We start from the raw sequence: 16,024 nt of genomic DNA, 5'->3' as shown, positions 1-16,024 counted from the left end.
CTACCAATAGTCGTACTAGTACGATCGTAGTGAATCGGCGAGGAGGTCCCATGAGGATCGCGGTGGTCGGTGCCGGGCTCGGGGGAGTGGCGGCGGCGGTGGGGCTGCACCGCCTGGGCCACGAGGTGACGCTCTTCGAACGCGGCGCGGAGCTCCGGGAGGCGGGCACCGGGATCGTGGTCATGCCCAACGGGCTCCGCGCGCTGGAGGCGCTGGGGCTGGCCGGCGATGTTCGCGGGCACGTCATGCGGGCGACCCATGGCGGCTTGCGGGACCGGCGGGGACGGCCGCTGCTGGTCACCGACTTGACCCAGGCGCAGCAGGAGATCGGGGCGCCCGTCATGATCGAACGAGCGGAACTGCACCAGGCGCTACGCGCCCCGCTACCCCCCGACCTGGTGCGCACCGTGACCCTGGTCGAGCGCCTGGAACCCGACCCCACCGGGGTGACCGTGATCAGCGATGGCGGCCCCATCACGAGAGCGGATGCGGTGATCGCGGCCGACGGCATCGGCAGCAGGCTGCGCGCGCAGCTCTTCCCCGGCCATCCCGGGCTGCGGCGGACCGGCCGGCTGGACCTGCGCGGCATGCTGCCCCGCCCTCCCGGCCTGGCGCCGGAACTGCTCGCCAGCCAGCTGGTCGACCGTCGCAGCGGGGCGATGTTCGGCCATCTATGTCGATCCGATCGCCTGCCTGGCCGAACCCCTGCCCTCGTACGCGGCCGGCCGGATCGCACTTCTCGGCGACGCCGCGCACGCCATGCCACCCGACCTCGGCCAGGGCGCCAGCCAGGCCTTCGAAGACGCGGCCGCGCTGACCCGCCACCTGACCGGCGCCGAACCGGTGGACGTCGCCCAGCGGCTCCTGTGCTACGACGCCGAGCGCAGGCCCAGGGCCAACGGCATCATGCGGGCGGCGTCCCGGCAATCGCGGCTGACCTCCCAGACCGGCGCCGCCGCCTGGGTGCGCGACATGTTGTTCCGCGCCGTACCGTCCCGGCTGGCCGTCCGGCAACTCGCCGCCCTCTGGCGCGCCTAAAGGTTACTCTGCGTGAGGACTACGGCATCGACCTCGAACCCCGGCGGCCGCAGTCGCTGGACGCGGTCACGGGCTTCGACTACGTGATCACGTTGTGCGACAAGATCCGCGAGGTTCCTCGCCACCACGGATCGGCCGCCACGACGCATTGGAGCGTCTTCGGTTCCCTGTGTTTACCTAGATAAAGCGACATCGGCGTAGTCTCGTCGCACCCGATCGGGGCCGGGTAGTGATTCGGTGGAAGCCGAAGCCGCGTCTGTCCGGCAAGCCGGGCGGACCGTGGGTGAGAACCGCGTTGTCGGGGCCTGACTGCGCGCTCCTGGAGGGAGTGCGCCTCTTGGGCCACCGCCCCGCCGGACGCTTTCCCGTTGGTGCGGACACCAACGGGGGCGGGGACCGAGCGCCAGTCAGGCACCCGGCTATGACAGAAAATTACCTCACGATTACTATCCGTCACAACCGATCACTGCTCGCCGACCCCGCTGGTAATCTCATCGAGCTGTTCCAGCCCGCTCCGCGTAAAACTGAAAGCACCTTCCATGCTGATACGCCGCCGTGCGCGATGGCTCCGTACTCCGAGACTGATCGGGGTCGTGGTGCTGCTCGCGGCGTTCGTGACGATCGCGCTGTTCGTTCCGTATCCGGACGCCCAACAGATCCGCGACTGGGCACGGGCGGCCGGTCCGTGGCTTCCTCTCATGTTCTTCGTCACGCATGCGCTGGTAACCATCGCCTTCCCGCGGTCCCCGTTCACCTTCGGCGCCGGGCTCCTGTTCGAGCCGGTCACCGGCATCGCCATCGCGCTCTGCGCGACCACGGTGAGCGCGGCGCTGGCCTTTCTGCTCGCCCGCGCGATCGGTCGCGACGCGGTCGCCGCGCGGTTGACCCACCCGGCGGTCGCGGCGGTCAACCGGCGCCTCGCCCGTCGTGGCTGGCTCGCCGTCGGGTCGCTGCGGCTGATCGGGCCGGTTCCCTTTCCGCTGGTCAACTACTGCGCGGGCGTGTCGTCGGTCCGGCTCGTGCCCTTCCTGGTCGCCACGGCCGTCGGTGTGGCTCCCGGCACGATCGCGGTCGTCCTCCTCGGTGACGCGCTCACCGGGCGTACCGATCCTGCGCTGGTCGTCGTCACCGTGATCTGCGGCGCGATCGGATTGGCCGGCCTGCTGGTCGACGGTCGGCTCGGCGTCGAGCAGCCGGACGCGGAAGATCCGGCCGGGTCCAGGTGAGCCAGGACGAGCCCGGAGCGCACGGGCAGGACCCGGTGGCGGCCCGGCGTCGGCTGCGTGAGGTGACGCTGGTGTTCCTCAAGCTGGGCTTGATCGCCTTCGGCGGCCCGGCCGCGCACACCGCGATGATGCGCGACGAGCTGGTACGCCGCCGCGGCTGGGTCAGCGACCAGCGGTTCGTGGACCTGATGGGCGCCACCAACCTCATCCCCGGCCCCAACTCCACCGAACTGGCCATCCACCTCGGTTACGACCGGGCCCGGTGGCGCGGCCTGATCGCCGCCGGGGTGTGCTTCATCCTCCCGGCCGCGCTGATGGTCACGGCCCTGGCCTGGGCGTACGTCACCTACGGCAGCACGCCGGCGGCCGAGGGTCTGTTGTACGGCATCGTCCCGGCGGTGATCGCGATCATCGCGCACGCGCTGTTCGGCATGCTGCGCACCGTGGTCAAGACCGTCTGGCTGGGTGTGCTGGCGGCCGCCGCGCTGGCCGCGTACCTGCTGGGCGTCAACGAACTGCTGGTACTGGCGGCCGGGGCGGCGCTGGCCGCCACGGCCCGAGCCCTGCGCCGCCCGCCGGGCCGGGGCGCGGCCCACGGGGTGCTCGCCGCACCACTGCTGACGTTCGGCGGGTCCCCGATGATCGGTGGGTTGCCGGTGTTCGGCGACCCCACGGGCGGCCAGCTGCTTCAGCTGTTCGCCACCATGCTGAAGATCGGTTCGGTGCTGTACGGCAGCGGCTACGTGCTGCTGGCCTTCCTGCGCGGCGACTTCGTCGACCGGCTCGGCTGGATCACCAACCAGCAGCTCATCGACGCCGTGTCGGTCGGCCAGGTCACCCCGGGGCCGGTGTTCACCACCGCCACCTTCGTCGGCTACATGATCGCTGGGCCGCTGGGCGCGTTCCTGGCCACCGTGGCCATCTTCCTGCCCTCGTTCGTCTTCGTCGGCCTGCTCACCAAACTCACCGACAAGCTCCGCTCCAGCGAGTGGACCTCCGCCCTGCTCGACGGCCTCAACGCCGCCGCCCTCGCTCTCATGGCCGGGGTGTCCTACGAACTGGGCCGGACCGCGATCATCGACCCGCTCACCGCGGTCATCGCCGTGGTCACGCTCGTACTGTTGTGGAAGACGCGGCTCAACAACGCCTGGTTCATCGCCGGCGGCGCCGCCATCGGCATCGCGCACACCCTGCTGTTCTGACGCCCCGGCCCCGCCCCGCCGAGTGCGCGGAGCGGGACCGACGCTGAGCGAGTCAGGGACTGTGGAAGGCGACCTCGGAGTCGGCCGGTGACGGCCCGTTGAGCAGCGGTTGCTTCCTGCCCTTCAGGTGCAGGTCGAAGAAGGCGCCGACGTAGGCGCGGGTGAGCTCGAGGGAGCGTTGCGGCGACAGCTCGTCAGGCGCTGACATGCCGACCGCTTTCTGCAGGATGGTCAGGTCGGTGAAGCTGGTGTGGCTGGTATGGGCCACGGTGAGCCAGCGCTTCCAGCCGCTCATCTTGGACCAGCTCGCATCCCAGGTGTCGTCCTTGCCGGGGACGTGGTCGGCCTGGCTGCCCAGCAGCAGGAAGGGCCGGTCGAGCGTCACGGCGGGGTGGAAGGTGCCGTCCAGGTTCACCCCCGCCCGTACGCGCTTGTCGACGGCCATGGTGGCGGCACTGGCGTCGCCGCCGAGGGAGTGGCCGGCCATGCCTATCCGCTTGGGAGCGATCATGCGGGACTTCTTCCAGGCGGGGTGCCGACCGGCCAGCTCGTCGATGACGAAGGAGACGTCCTTGGTCCGGTTCTTGGTGATGGTCGCCTGCCCGCCCTCTGGAGGCTTGGGCTGGTCGCACAGAGGGGCGCAGGTGATGGTCTGCCCGTCGGGCAGGGTGGTGCCGGAGGACTCGTAGGCGTGGTCGAGCAGCGCGATGACGTAGCCGCGGCTGGCCAGGTCTTCGGCCAGGAAGGTGAGGCTGGCGCGCGGGAGGCCGAGGCCGGGGGAGAGGACGACGAGTGGATACCGGCCGCGCTTGGCGGGAGCGCCGGTCCGGGCGTACGTGCGGGTGGCGCTGACGGTCTCGGGAGGGAGTTCGACGCCGGGAGCCTTGCGCCGCAGCAGCGAGGCGGCCTCCGTGGTGGTCATGTAGGGGGCGGGGGCGCCGGTCGCGGAGCGGGCCGGATAGTACATCGACAGCATGAGTTGGCGTGGGCCCGAGTCGGGCACCCAGGGGTCCTTGCGGCTGTTGTCGACCAGGTGCAGGATGTCGCGGCCGACCGCGTCGGGGCCGGTCGGGCGCGGGAGTGCCAGCCGGACGGCGGTGGGGGCCGGTTTTCCGGACACGGTCGCGGTGGGGGCCGGGTTTCCGGTCGCGGTCGCGGTCGTCGTGGTGGCGGCCACCGCGATCAAGGTGAGGCAGGCCGTCAACGGAACGGCCGGCAAGCGGGCCAGTGTCATGCGATTTCTCCTCGTTAGGGCGCTCATACGTCACGGCGACGTACGACGATCAAGGTCACGACGGCGGCGGCCAGCGGCCAAAGCGCGAAGGCGGCCCAAGAGCCGGCCACCGTCGGCAGAGCGGGGTCGTCACGGAGCTGGGGCAGGCCCAGGCAGGTGCGCCAGATATAGAGGGGGACCAGGGCGTACAGGTCGTTGAGCCACTGATGGACATTGGGCTGGAAGAAGGTGGGCACGATGACCAGCGCGGCGCAGACGGCGACAATGGCGGCGGCGGTGTGCCGCAGCAGCGCGCCGATCCCCAAGCCGGTCAGCGCCGACACCGGTGCCAGCAGCGCGTTGGCGGCCAGGACGCGCAGGACGGCGGGGTCACCGAGCGAGACGGCGACGCCGCGGCCGGACAGGACGGCCTGGCTGACGCCGAACGTGCCCAGCGACACGAGCGTGCCGGTCGCGAGCGTGACCGTGGCGACGACGGTGAGCTTGGCGGCCACGACGCGGTGGCGGGCCGGGACGGCGACCAGGAGGTCGCGGAATCGGCCGCCGGTCATCGCGGGGCCCCGGCTCGGTAGTCGGCGCGGTCGGCGGTCAACTCCATGAACGCCTGCTCCAGCGAGGCGGTACGCGGGGCGAGCTCGTACAGCATGATCCGCCGCTGATGGGCGAGCTCGCCGACGCGGGCGGCGCTCAGCCCGGTCACGGTCAGGGCCTCTCCGCCGTCCGGCCGGACGTGCGCGCCCTCCAGGGTGAGGACCGCCGCCAGCTCGGCAGGGTCGGGAGTACGTACGGCGATGGACGCGCCGGTGCCGCGGGCGGCGAAGTCGGCCAGGCTCTCCTCGGCGATCAACTCGCCTCGCCCGATGACGACCAGGCGGTCGGCGGTGTTCTCCATCTCGCTCATCAGGTGGCTGGAGACCAGCACGGTGCGCTTCTCGGCGGCCAGGCGCCGGAACAGGCCGCGTACCCAGCGCACGCCCTCGGGGTCCAGGCCGTTGATCGGCTCGTCGAACAGCAGCACGGGCGGGTCGCCCAGCAGAGCGGCGGCGATGCCGAGCCGCTGGCGCATGCCGAGCGAGAACCCGCCGATCCGGCGGCGCGCCGCTCCGGCCAGGCCCACCTCCTCCAGCACCTCGGCCACCCGGCGGCGGGGCAGGCCATTGCCGGCCGCCAGTGCGCGCAAGTGAGCGGCGGCGGTGCGGCCGCCATGGACGTCGCCCGCGTCCAACAGCGCGCCGACATGACGCAGCCCGGCGCGATGGCGGGCGAAGGGGCGGCCGTCGATGGTGGCGGTGCCCGCGGTGGGGCGGTTCAGGCCGAGGATCATGCGCAAGGTGGTGCTCTTGCCGGCGCCGTTCGGGCCGAGGAACCCTGTGACGTGCCCCGGTCGTACGGCGAAGGTGAGGTCCCGCACCGCCGTCACCGCGCCGTAGCGTTTGGTCAGTCCGTTGACTTCGATCACCCGGTCAACGCTGTCGCAGCTCCCAGAGGCGCCCCATCTGGCCGTGGGACGGTTTCCGCGGCGCGGGGGTGGCCTGCGGGCATACGCCCACAGGCCGATGCCCGACGGGAAGCGGATGACTACGATCGACCGGGTGCGCGACAAAACGCCCAGACCACCCCTTTGGTCACGGTTGCCCTCCGGCGTGCGGGCGCTGCTCATCTGGGGCGGCGTCGCGGCCCTGGTGCCCCTGCTGTACGCCATGACGCTGACCGACAGTGAAGACCTGTTCCCGGTGGGCGCGGCGCATGCGGGGTTCGCCGTCGCCATGGCCGTCCCCTTGGCCTGGGCACGGCAGCGGCCGGCCATGGTGCTCGCGGTGCTGCTGGCCGAGATCGTCGTGGCGACCTTCCTGGGTTACCCGGCCCAGGGGGTCTGGCCGCTTTTCCCGGCGGCCGACGTCATGGTCTGCCTCTTCGCCGCCACCCGGTCGCGCCGCGCGGGCCTGGCGGCGGCCGCCGCCGCGTTGATCGTGCAGCAGCCGGCCTGGCAGCTGGACCTGCTGCGCGACGGCCTGCGCGCCTCGGCGCCGGGCTTCCTCGCGCTGTCGCTCCTGCTCGGCTTGGCCGTCTTGGTCGCCTGGCTGGCCGGGATGTTCATCCGGCAGCGGCGCGAGTACGACCGGGCACTGCGCGCGTACGCCGAGGCTCGGGCGGTCACCGACGAGCGGCTGCGCATCGCGCGAGAGTTGCACGACATGGTCGCGCACAGCATCGGCATCATCGCCATCCAGGCCGGCGCGGGCGCCCGGGTGATCGACAGCCGGCCGGAGCAGGCGCGCCAGGCGCTTGACGCGATCGAGGACACCAGCAGGCAGACGTTGAAGGGGCTGCGGCACCTGCTCGGCGTGCTCCGCACGACTGAGCGCGGGCAGTCTGGCCCGACCGGGCGCGGGCAGTCTGGCCCGACCGGGCGCGGGCAGTCTGGCCCGGCTGAGCACGGGCTTCCCGGCTCGACCGGGCGCGGGCGTCCTGGCCTGGCTGAGGGTGGGTATTCCGGCCTGGCTGAGCCGGCTGCTCCCGTGGGGCTGGCCGACGTCGACCGGCTGGCGCAGACGACGATGGCCGCCGGTGTCCGCGTAGACGTGCGCCGGCACGGAGAGCCACGCTCGCTGCCCGCCGCCGTCGATCGGTCCGCCTTCCGCATCATCCAGGAATCGGTCACCAACGTGCTCCGCCATGCGAACACGGACCACTGCCGGGTCGTGATCGACTACGGGAAAGAGGAACTACGCATCGACGTCATCGACGACGGACACGCCGCTGTCCGCGAGTGCGACGGGCATGGGATCGTCGGCATGCGCGAGCGGGTCGCCCTGTTGAACGGCGGCTTCAGCGCGGGCCGCCGGCCCGATGGCGGCTTCCGCGTCACCGCACGTCTGCCGCTCGCGCCAAGCGGACTCGGCCAGGACGCGGACATCGACCTGATGGAGGCCCGGTGACGATCCGCATCGTGCTCGCCGACGACCAGCCGCTGATCCGCGCGGGCCTGCGCATGGTCATCGACGCCGCCCCCGATGTCGAGGTCGCCGGAGAGGCCGGGACCGGAGCCCAGGCCGTCCAGCTCGTCCGCCGGCTGCGCCCCGACGTCGTGGTCATGGACATCCGCATGCCGGGCATGGACGGCATCGAGGCCACCCAGACCATCCTCGCCGAGTCCCAGACCACCCGCGTGATCATGCTGACCACCTTCGACGACGACGACAACGTCTACGCCTCCCTGCGCGCGGGAGCGAGCGGATTCCTGGTCAAGGACATGGCGCTGGAAGACATCCTGTCCGCCGTCCACGTCGTCGCCGCCGGAGACGCCCTGATCGCCCCCGGCGTCACCCGCCGCCTCATCGAGGACTTCACCCGTGGTCCGGCTCGCGCCCCTTCTCCCGAGGCGCGGCGGCTCGTGGGCGTCACCGAACGGGAGCACGAGGTGCTGGCCCTGGTCGGGGGCGGCCTGTCCAACGCCGAGATCGCCGCCCGGCTGCACATCAGCCCTGGCACCGCCAAGGCACACGTGGCCAGCCTGCTTGCCAAGCTGAGCGCCCGTGACCGAATACAGCTGGTCATCATGGCTTACGACGCGGGCCTGGTGTTCCCATCCCGTTGACGGGCCGGCCTCCTGCCGGCCGGTGAGTTCACGAGGGACGTCAGCTGACAGGCCGACCCCCCTGTCGGCCGGCGAGTTCATGACGGACGTCAGCGCTACCTCCTGGGGCAGACGGCTCAGGAGTCGGATCGCAGCAGCTCGGCGGCCTCCTGGTAGGCATCGGTTGCGCGGTCGAAGTAGTCGAAGAGGACGTCGAGCTGCTCGGTCGAGTAGCCGGCGAGGATCGCGCCGACCTTCTGCCGGGCGGGGGCCATGACCTGGTCGAGCTCGGCCGGTTTGCCGATGGGCTCGACGATCACCTTGCGGCGGTCGTCGGGTGCCGGAACACGGCGTACATAGCCGGCCTGCTCCAGCCGATCGATGAGCCGGGTGGTCGGCCCGGTGGTCAGCCCGGTGCGCGTGCCCAGCTCGCCGGGGGTCATCGGGCCGGTCAGCTCCAGGATGTTCAGCGCGTACAGATCCGTAGCGCCCAGGTCGCACGCCTTGGCGCTGGCTTGGCCGTGCAGCATCACCGCGCTGAGGTAGCGGCGGTAGAGCCGGCCGGCGTCCGATCGTCCCGGTGTGGTTGACACGCGATCCTCCGCTTCATATTCTCTTCTTCGGAGAAGATACTTCGTTAAGGAAGTAACTGCTCCTTAGAAGCTATCACGAGAGGGTATCGCCATGACCACCACGATCGACCTCGCCGCCATCCGTACCGTCCTCCAGCGCAGCCAGGACGCCTGGAATCGCGGAGACGGCGCGGCCTACGGCGCCTGCTTCAGTGACGACGCCACCGACGTCACCTTCGTCGGTACCGTGTACCACGGCGGCGCCGAGATCGGCCGCGCCCACCAGGCCCTGTTCGACAGCTTCCTCAAGGGCACCCAACTGGTCATGGAGATCCTCGAGATCCGCCGCTACGGCGCCGACACCGCCGTCGTGGTCACCCGTGGCGAGGTCGTCAAGGGCACGCCCAAGAAGCTCGGCAAGCTCGCCACCTACACCCTCGTCCGCGAGGCCGACGGCCAGTGGCGCATCGCCGCTGTCCAGAAGACCAAGCACAAGGGGCTCATGGAGGCCGTCTCCTTCAAGTTCCAGCCCGCCACCAAGCCCGCCGCCCAGTAACCGCCACCCAATAGCCCGCCGACGCTCGGGGAGGAATACACCTATGAGCTCCATCGCCGTCATCGGTGCGGCCGGCCGTACCGGACGGCTCATCGTCGAGCGGTCCCTGGCCGCCGGACACCGCGTCACCGCGATCGCCCGCCGGGCCCAGGCCCTCCAAATGACCGAGCCCGGGCTCACCATCCGCACCGCCGACATCCTGGCCCCCGGCTCGCTTCAGGGTCTGCTGGACGACCACGACGCGGTGATCTCCGCGCTCGGCGCCGCCGGACGGGGACCCACCGCCGTCTACTCCACCGGCACGGCCGAGATCATTTCCGCCCTCAAGCCCGGTGCCCGGCTGGTCGTGATCTCCTCCGCCGGGCTCGGCGTCCCCACCGGCGCCGGACCGGGCACCCGCCTGGCCGCCCGCCTCCTGCACCGCCTCATGCGGCACACCTACACCGACATGGCCCGCATGGAGGATCTGCTCTCCACCAGCGGCCTGGCCTGGACCGCCGTACGCCCCACCAGGCTCACCGACCGGCCGGCCACCGGCCATCCCCGCGTCTCCATCGGTGCCACCGCCAGGGTCGGCTCCCAGACCTCCCGCGCCGATCTGGCCGCCTTCGCCCTGGACGCGATCGACGACCCTCGCAGCTATCGGACCGCGGTCGCCGTCTCCTCCTGACTGCGGAGTGACTACGGACTGACTACGGACGAAGTTTCGCGAGCAACTCGCCGCCCGTTCTTGTTCGATGAGCCGCTACCTTTGCCGACGGCTGCGGCCTGGCGCGGCGGCGGCGAAGCGATGGTTGACGGGATCTGCGATGGCGCGCGTGCCGGAACGGCGACAAGGGCGTACCGAGGCTATTCGTCGCTCTACGCATTCCTTCTATGTGCGCGATGTGAGAGGCTCACATGCCCGCGAAATGTCCCATTGTTGTCCTAGGTGCCATAGAAGCGAACGTGTTAACTTTCTCGCAATAGCCGTTCTTCATCGCAGGAAAGAACCGCAATGCGCCCGGTCGGGTGGCGGATCAGAAAAACAGCCATTGCCCTGGGCGCGATTCTACAAGTGCCGTTCGTCATGTGGTTCACCGGAAAGATCTAGCGGGAAATCACCAGGCAGGGGAGAAGGAAATGAAGAGAATGGCATGGGCTGCCGCGATCGCCATGACAGCAGGTCTTCTGGCTAGTGCGGCACCCTCCGCATCGGCGGCCTCACCAACGGACAACGGGGTTCACAATACGAGCACGATCGCCCTCGGCGCCGTCGAGGTCTGGAGGGGGGCCAGCTGTATTTACCGCCAGGGTTGTTACGATGCCCTGATTCCGGCCGGGCAATATTCAGGCTGGCGGCACACGGCTGCTATTTACTTCGGAGACAATTATTGCTTGCGAGTCCGCAACTGGCTACCAGGAGGTGGTCTGGGGCCCGTACAGATCAGCCCTGAGGGGCCCAGGTGGGCCCTATTTCCCGATGCCCCTCCTGGTTTTGACGTGAGGGCGGTGCCGATCGGCGATGCCGGCTGCGACACCTCGACAGCGGCCTCCAAGGGTGCAGTGGACTTTGTTCGGGCCGAGTAGTAACGCCAGCGGGTCTGAAGGCACTTGACCTGTTTGCCTGGGGGTGTGAAGCCCCAGGCAAACCTGGCGCCGCATCAGCGGTTGAAAGACAAGCTCAGAAGGCGTTGACGAGGACGACGTAGACGGCGGTGCCGATTCCGACGCTCAGGATGGTGCGGCGGCCTGAGGCGAGGTGGATGACCGCGGTTACGGCGACCGCGAGCAACGCGTACAGCGTCGTGTGCGGGTCGGCGGTGATGGTGCCGTGCAGGGCGGTCAGGGCGAGGATGGCGAGGATGCCGACCGGCATCCAGACCGACAGCTGCGCCACGGCGGCCGAGCCGCGCAACGTGCGCAGCGCCGCGAAGGGGACGGCGCGCAGGGCGAAGGTGATGCTGAAGACGATCGCGAGGACGGCGAGGATGTAGGCGAGGTCAGGCATCGTCGGCCTCCGGGACGGGTCGGCGGGCGGTGAGCGCGTGGCGGGCCAGCAGCAGGGCGACGAACAGCAGCAGCGCCGTGAACATGGCGACGCCCGGGGTGACGATGAGGGCGGCGGTCACGCTGGCCGCGGCGAGCAGCACGGAGGGGATCTCGCGGCGGGAGCGGAACGCGTCCAGGGTGAGCACCGTGAACAGGGCGCACAGGGCGAACTCCAGGCCCTTGATCGGTGCGGGCAGGGCCGCGCCGATGGCGACGCCGACCAGGCCGCCGCCGACCCAGTAGGTCTGGCAGGAGATCTGCATCGCCAGCAGCCGGGCCGCCGAGCGTTCCGACTCGGGGAGGGAGGCGTTGACGGCGTACGCCTCGTCGATCATCGCGTACACGGCGTACGCCTTCGCCCACCGGTTCTTGACCAGGTGAAGCGGGAAGGAGAAGGCGTAGAAGACGTGCCGGAAGTTGACCACCAGGACGGTCAGCGCGACTGCGGCGAGCGGTGTGACCGTGGCCATCATGCCCACCAGCAGGAGCTCCAGGGAGCCGGCGAAAGCGGCCAAGGACAGGGCGGGGGCGAGCCACCCGGGCAGGCCGGCCTGGAGGACCAGCAGGCCGAGGGCGATCCCCAGCGGGAAAATTCCCAGCCCAGCTGAGAAGGAATCGCGCACACCCGCGGCGATCTGCTGGCGCCGGGTGGTGTGGGCGGGGGTCACCGCGGTCGGGACTAGTACATCTTGCACCCTTCTAGGGTGCCGGAAAACGGCTGTTATGTGGTTGCGGATATTGCTCAGCCAGAGGTCTGCGGTGCAATATTCTTTCGTGGACTCGATTGACAGAGCAATCATCGCCGAGTTGGAGCGAAACGGGCGGCTGACGAACGTGGAGCTGGCCCAGCGGGTCGGGCTCACCACCGGGCCGTGCCTGCGGCGCGTTCAGCGGCTGGAGGCCGAGGGCGTGATTCGCGGCTACCGGGCGGTCATCGACGCCGCCGCCGTGGGCCGGTCCTTCGAGGTCCTGGTCGACCTGACGCTCGACGCCCAGGACGCGGAGACGGTCGAGCACTTCGAGCAGACCCTGGCGCGGGCTGAGGAGGTCGTCGAGCTGCGGCGGTTGTTCGGCAGTCCCGACTACTTCGTGCGGGTGGCCGTGGCCGACCTGGCCGCCTATGAGGCGTTTCTGAGCCAGTACGTCATGACCATCCCGCGCGTCCGAGGCATCACCTCGCACTTCACGCTCAAGAACCTCAAGCCGGCTCCATAGCGCGCACGACCTGCCCAGCCCGCCGGGATGGGCAGGTCGTGCGCGGGGGTCGCCATCCTGTTCAGCGGCCTGCCGGGCCAGATGTTCTCCCAGCCGACCAGGTCCGCGCAGCCGGTGCTGCTGGAACTCGAAGGCTGCCTCATGGACGCGCTGCGCGACCGGTTGGTCAAGGCGGGCAGCGAGGAGGACGAGCAGGCGCTCGCTCTGCGCGCCTCCGTGCTGTCCCGCGCCAATGTGGGCGCGCTGTGCGCCACCGTGCTCGCCTTTCACGCCCTTCCCGAGGAGGAGCGGACGCTGGAGTCGGCGCGGCGGCCGGCCCGCCAGGCGTTCGACATCCTGCGCGACACATGACCCCGCGGTGCTGGGCCGGTCTCAGAGCCCCGTCGAAGCTCTGGCGGTCGCGGCGACGTGCTCGTCGGCGGTCATGCCGAGGTCGGGGTCCTGCCGGTTGAGGTCGTGCTGGTCGTCGGCCCATCGCTGGTAGTCCCGCCGTACGGTGCGCTCGTCGGAGTCGACGATGCGGGCGATGTCGGCCCAGGTGACTCCGGCCAGCACCGCGTGGTGAATGTTGGCGGGATGACGCACGGTACGCGCGATGCACTCCGCCAGCCCCAGCAGCTCGATGTGCTCGGCCACGGTAAGGGGAGGACGGTCCTCGGCTCCGTGCCGGTCGGGGTCATAGATCCCTCGGGTCACCAGCTCGATCCGGGCGCGAGCCGACGCGTGCTTGGCGGCCAGCTCGTCGTAGCGCGCCAGCTGCCGACTGACGGGCATGTCGTAGCGAGCGTCGCGCCAGGTCGCGATGTGTTCGGGCACGGTCATGATGACTTCTCCAGGGTGATTCGGGGGCGTGACGACGAGCACGGCAGGAAGCCAGAGCGCCGCCCCGGCTGATCGACGCTGCCATGGCATCCTGTGGATGCGGGGATGATGACATGAAGCTTTCCGAATGCGTGACACCGGGTTCGGACGTAAGGCATCCTCTTCCGCCTGGCCGGGCAGCTGGAGCGCGCCCGCCCATGGGCGGACCGGACGCCGGCCGTCCGGGCCGGCAGCCACCAAAACGTTAGGTGAGGCGTTCGAGCCAGCGCAGGAGAAGGGCGACCTCGGCCGGTTCGAGGGCGTCGGTGCCCCCGAGGCCGAGTTGCGCGTGCAGGCGCAGTGCGGCGGTACGCAGCGGGTCGGCGTCCTCTTGAGCGGTTGTTTCGGTGAGCACGTATGAGAACACGGCGTCGCGCATGCGATGGGACAGCGCGGGGTCGTCGAACAGGGCCGGGCCGGCGATGTGGTTGAGGGCGTTGCCGATGCTCGCCGACAGGATCAGCTGGGCGGCGGTCCGCGGCTCGACCTTCAGCGCGCCCGTCGCCGCGCACCGTACGAGCGTCGCCACCAGCAAGTCGAACACGCGATCCCGGGCAGTAGAGTGAGACCACGGCCGGGGAGTGAACATCAGCTGGTAGAGGGCAGGATTCTCCCTTGCGAACGCCATGTGGTCGTCCCAGCCGGCGCGCAGATCGGCCACCGGATCGGCTGTCTGCTCCTGCGCGGCCTTGAGCGTGGCGTACCTCTCATATCCGTGGTCGGCGATGGCGTCCAGGAGTCCTCGTTTGTCGCCGAAGAGCCGGTAGAGCACGGGCTGGCTCACACCGACCGCCTCACAGACCGCCCGCGTGGCGATCTCGTTGTCCGAGGAGGTCGCCAGCTGACGCTCCGCGGCTTCGATCATCGCCGTGCGAAGGGAGTCCGTTCCTGTCATGCGACCAATGATACGCCACAGCGCTAGCGACGATACGAAGACCGTGCTACCGTCGTGCCTTAGCGGCGATATCGCTGATGCGTATCGACGATACGAATGGAGGGGTTTCCATGAACGAGCAGCGCGTAGCAGTGGTCAGCGGCGGCTCCCGCGGGATCGGCCGGGCGATCGCGACGACTCTGGCGGCACAGGGGTCCGCGGTCGTCGTCGGATACCAAGGGTCGGCCGCGGCCGCCGCCGAGGTGGTCAAGGAGATCACCGCGGCCGGCGGCCGGGCGATCCCGGTGCAGGCCGACGTGGCGGACGAGGCCGCGGTCGCGGCGATGTTCGACGAGGCGGAGAAGGTCTTCGGCGGGGTCGACGTCGTCGTGAACTCCGCGGGACGGCTGTCACTGTCCCCGATCGCCGACCTCGACCTCGCCGACCTTGACGCCCTGCACCGCACCAACATCCGCGGCACCTTCGTCATGGCGCGGGAGGCCGCGCGTCGCGTGCGCGCCGGAGGCGCGATCGTCACCCTGTCCACCTCCGTGGTGGGCCTGCAGCTCCCCAACTATGGGGCGTACGCCGCCAGCAAGGGTGCCGTCGAGGCGATGACCCTCATCCTGGCCCGCGAGCTGCGCGGGCGGGACATCACGGCCAACGCGGTCGCGCCGGGGCCGACCGCCACCGACCTGTTCCTCGAGGGCAAGGACGAGGCCACGATCGAGCGGCTCGCCAACCAGCCCCCGCTCGCGCGGCTCGGCACCCCGGAGGACATCGCCCGGGTCGTCGCCTTCCTGGCCGGCCCCGCGGGGCACTGGGTCAACGGGCAGGTCGTGCGCGCGAACGGCGGCATCATCTGACGTCCGCCGAAGGCTCATCTCTGAATCATCCACACGAAAGGGAAAACACCATGCCGTTCGCCAACCTCAAGGTGCCCGCCGACACCCTGACCCCCGAATCCAAGAAGAAGCTCATCGACGCCGTCACCGACGCCTACGCGGCCGTGTACGGCGAGCGGGCCCGGGCGAACACCCTGGTCCTCATCGACGAGGTCCCCGATGGCGGCTGGGGGCTCGGCGGGGACATCCTCACCGCTGAGATGCTCGGCCGAAGCTGAGCACCTGTCCCACCCGCGAGTGGCATTCGTGCAGGTAAAGGGCCATTTGGGGGTGGTATGTTCGTCCCATGAGTCCGGAAGACCTCGCTAATCTCGCGCACCTGCGCCGAGCGCGCGATCTGATCGACCGGGAGTACGCGCGGCCGCTCGACGTGCCGGCGATGGCCCGCCACGCGCTCATGTCGCCGGGGCACTTCTCGCGACGGTTCCGGGCGGCCTATGGCGAGACGCCGTACAGCTATCTCATGACCCGCCGGATCGAGCGGGCGATGGCGCTGCTGCGCGAGGGCATGAGCGTGACCGACGCGTGCATGGCGGTCGGCTGTACGTCGCTCGGCTCGTTCAGCTCGCGGTTCACCGAGGTCGTGGGGGAGACGCCGAGCGCGTACCGCGGCCGGGAGCACCGCGTTGAGGCGGCGATGCCCGCGTGCGTGGCGAAGGTGCGCACGCGGCCGACACGAAACCCGCCGAGCAGGATCGGAGAAGCGGATCGCGTCGCCGCCGCCTAACGTGGG

At 70.2% G+C, this 16,024-nt stretch carries 20 protein-coding genes and 1 pseudogene; 13 read left to right on the top strand and 8 right to left on the bottom strand.

The features are described from left to right. Positions 1-50: 50 nt before the first annotated feature. The 4 genes and pseudogenes from AB0C30_RS52600 to chrA form a co-directional block, all read left to right on the top strand. Positions 51-587, top strand: a pseudogene (locus tag AB0C30_RS52600) (FAD-dependent monooxygenase); the annotation flags it as partial. 172 nt (positions 588-759) lie between these two features. Then, entirely contained in the window at positions 760-1,038 is a 279-nt protein-coding gene (locus tag AB0C30_RS52595) for a hypothetical protein (protein WP_357958944.1), read from the top strand. Between the two features lie 539 nt (positions 1,039-1,577). After that, entirely contained in the window at positions 1,578-2,264 is a 687-nt protein-coding gene (locus AB0C30_RS52590) for a TVP38/TMEM64 family protein (RefSeq protein WP_357958777.1), read from the top strand. Beyond that, on the top strand, positions 2,261-3,466 hold the full coding sequence (gene chrA, locus AB0C30_RS52585; RefSeq protein WP_357958774.1) for a chromate efflux transporter: 1,206 nt from the start codon (positions 2,261-2,263) through the stop codon (positions 3,464-3,466). Before AB0C30_RS52590 ends, chrA begins: the two co-directional genes overlap by 4 nt. 52 nt (positions 3,467-3,518) lie before the next feature. Here the strand turns inward: chrA and AB0C30_RS52580 are convergent, their stop codons facing one another. From AB0C30_RS52580 to AB0C30_RS52570, 3 genes are read right to left on the bottom strand one after another with little or no spacing between them, the layout of a single operon-like run. Next, on the bottom strand, positions 3,519-4,700 hold the full coding sequence (locus AB0C30_RS52580) for an alpha/beta hydrolase (protein ID WP_357958772.1): 1,182 nt from the start codon (positions 4,698-4,700) through the stop codon (positions 3,519-3,521). Positions 4,701-4,723: 23 nt separating this feature from the next. Beyond that, complete coding sequence (locus tag AB0C30_RS52575) at positions 4,724-5,251, bottom strand: hypothetical protein (protein WP_357958769.1); 528 nt, start codon at positions 5,249-5,251, stop codon at positions 4,724-4,726. Further along, entirely contained in the window at positions 5,248-6,159 is a 912-nt protein-coding gene (locus AB0C30_RS52570) for an ATP-binding cassette domain-containing protein (protein WP_357958766.1), read from the bottom strand. The genes AB0C30_RS52575 and AB0C30_RS52570 overlap by 4 nt, the downstream gene beginning before the upstream one ends. A gap of 115 nt (positions 6,160-6,274) precedes the next feature. On the opposite strand from AB0C30_RS52570, the gene AB0C30_RS52565 reads away from it, so the two are divergent. Both AB0C30_RS52565 and AB0C30_RS52560 read left to right on the top strand, forming a co-directional pair. Next, complete coding sequence (locus AB0C30_RS52565) at positions 6,275-7,639, top strand: histidine kinase (RefSeq protein WP_357958763.1); 1,365 nt, start codon at positions 6,275-6,277, stop codon at positions 7,637-7,639. Next, positions 7,636-8,298 carry a response regulator transcription factor gene (locus AB0C30_RS52560; protein WP_357958760.1) on the top strand — a complete coding sequence of 221 codons (663 nt, stop codon included), beginning with the start codon at positions 7,636-7,638 and terminating at the stop codon, positions 8,296-8,298. Before AB0C30_RS52565 ends, AB0C30_RS52560 begins: the two co-directional genes overlap by 4 nt. A 116-nt stretch (positions 8,299-8,414) precedes the next feature. Here the strand turns inward: AB0C30_RS52560 and AB0C30_RS52555 are convergent, their stop codons facing one another. Then, entirely contained in the window at positions 8,415-8,870 is a 456-nt protein-coding gene (locus AB0C30_RS52555) for a MarR family transcriptional regulator (protein ID WP_357958757.1), read from the bottom strand. 91 nt (positions 8,871-8,961) lie between these two features. Here AB0C30_RS52555 and AB0C30_RS52550 point away from each other — a divergent pair, with 91 nt between their 5' ends. Further along, positions 8,962-9,405 (top strand): SgcJ/EcaC family oxidoreductase, encoded by a 444-nt coding sequence (locus AB0C30_RS52550; protein WP_357958753.1) that lies wholly within the window; start codon positions 8,962-8,964, stop codon positions 9,403-9,405. Positions 9,406-9,448: 43 nt separating this feature from the next. After that, positions 9,449-10,075, top strand: coding sequence for an NAD(P)H-binding protein (locus tag AB0C30_RS52545; protein ID WP_357958750.1), 627 nt, complete (start codon positions 9,449-9,451; stop codon positions 10,073-10,075). 993 nt (positions 10,076-11,068) lie between these two features. On the opposite strand, the gene AB0C30_RS52540 is transcribed toward AB0C30_RS52545, so the two are convergent. Both AB0C30_RS52540 and AB0C30_RS52535 read right to left on the bottom strand, forming a co-directional pair. Continuing rightward, positions 11,069-11,395 carry an AzlD domain-containing protein gene (locus AB0C30_RS52540; protein ID WP_357958746.1) on the bottom strand — a complete coding sequence of 109 codons (327 nt, stop codon included), beginning with the start codon at positions 11,393-11,395 and terminating at the stop codon, positions 11,069-11,071. Next, complete coding sequence (locus AB0C30_RS52535) at positions 11,388-12,131, bottom strand: AzlC family ABC transporter permease (RefSeq protein ID WP_357958744.1); 744 nt, start codon at positions 12,129-12,131, stop codon at positions 11,388-11,390. Before AB0C30_RS52535 ends, AB0C30_RS52540 begins: the two co-directional genes overlap by 8 nt. 79 nt (positions 12,132-12,210) lie before the next feature. Between AB0C30_RS52535 and AB0C30_RS52530 the strand changes: the two genes are divergently transcribed. Together AB0C30_RS52530 and AB0C30_RS52525 are read left to right on the top strand one after the other, a co-directional pair. Continuing rightward, complete coding sequence (locus tag AB0C30_RS52530; RefSeq protein ID WP_357958740.1) at positions 12,211-12,651, top strand: Lrp/AsnC family transcriptional regulator; 441 nt, start codon at positions 12,211-12,213, stop codon at positions 12,649-12,651. Positions 12,652-12,678: 27 nt separating this feature from the next. Next, positions 12,679-13,002: a hypothetical protein gene (locus AB0C30_RS52525; protein WP_357958737.1), complete on the top strand. Its 324-nt coding sequence runs from the start codon at positions 12,679-12,681 to the stop codon at positions 13,000-13,002. A 21-nt stretch (positions 13,003-13,023) separates the two neighbouring features. Here the strand turns inward: AB0C30_RS52525 and AB0C30_RS52520 are convergent, their stop codons facing one another. Together AB0C30_RS52520 and AB0C30_RS52515 are read right to left on the bottom strand one after the other, a co-directional pair. Beyond that, positions 13,024-13,473 (bottom strand): hypothetical protein, encoded by a 450-nt coding sequence (locus AB0C30_RS52520; protein ID WP_357958735.1) that lies wholly within the window; start codon positions 13,471-13,473, stop codon positions 13,024-13,026. Positions 13,474-13,717: 244 nt separating this feature from the next. Then, positions 13,718-14,407 (bottom strand): TetR/AcrR family transcriptional regulator, encoded by a 690-nt coding sequence (locus AB0C30_RS52515; protein ID WP_357958733.1) that lies wholly within the window; start codon positions 14,405-14,407, stop codon positions 13,718-13,720. Between the two features lie 110 nt (positions 14,408-14,517). Between AB0C30_RS52515 and AB0C30_RS52510 the strand changes: the two genes are divergently transcribed. The 3 genes from AB0C30_RS52510 to AB0C30_RS52500 all read left to right on the top strand — a co-directional run bounded on the left by AB0C30_RS52510 (position 14,518) and on the right by AB0C30_RS52500 (position 16,018). Beyond that, positions 14,518-15,252 carry an SDR family oxidoreductase gene (locus tag AB0C30_RS52510; RefSeq protein ID WP_357958730.1) on the top strand — a complete coding sequence of 245 codons (735 nt, stop codon included), beginning with the start codon at positions 14,518-14,520 and terminating at the stop codon, positions 15,250-15,252. Between the two features lie 50 nt (positions 15,253-15,302). Beyond that, positions 15,303-15,509 (top strand): tautomerase family protein, encoded by a 207-nt coding sequence (locus AB0C30_RS52505; protein ID WP_357650494.1) that lies wholly within the window; start codon positions 15,303-15,305, stop codon positions 15,507-15,509. Positions 15,510-15,577: 68 nt separating this feature from the next. Beyond that, complete coding sequence (locus tag AB0C30_RS52500; protein WP_357958727.1) at positions 15,578-16,018, top strand: helix-turn-helix transcriptional regulator; 441 nt, start codon at positions 15,578-15,580, stop codon at positions 16,016-16,018. The last annotated feature ends 6 nt before the right edge of the window (positions 16,019-16,024 follow it).

Origin of the sequence: Nonomuraea sp. NPDC048901, assembly GCF_040649695.1 — a bacterium.
In the GTDB taxonomy this organism is placed as follows: domain Bacteria; phylum Actinomycetota; class Actinomycetes; order Streptosporangiales; family Streptosporangiaceae; genus Nonomuraea.
The sequence above is the reverse complement of the archived record's forward strand: the minus strand, read 5'-3'. Positions and strand labels throughout refer to the sequence as shown.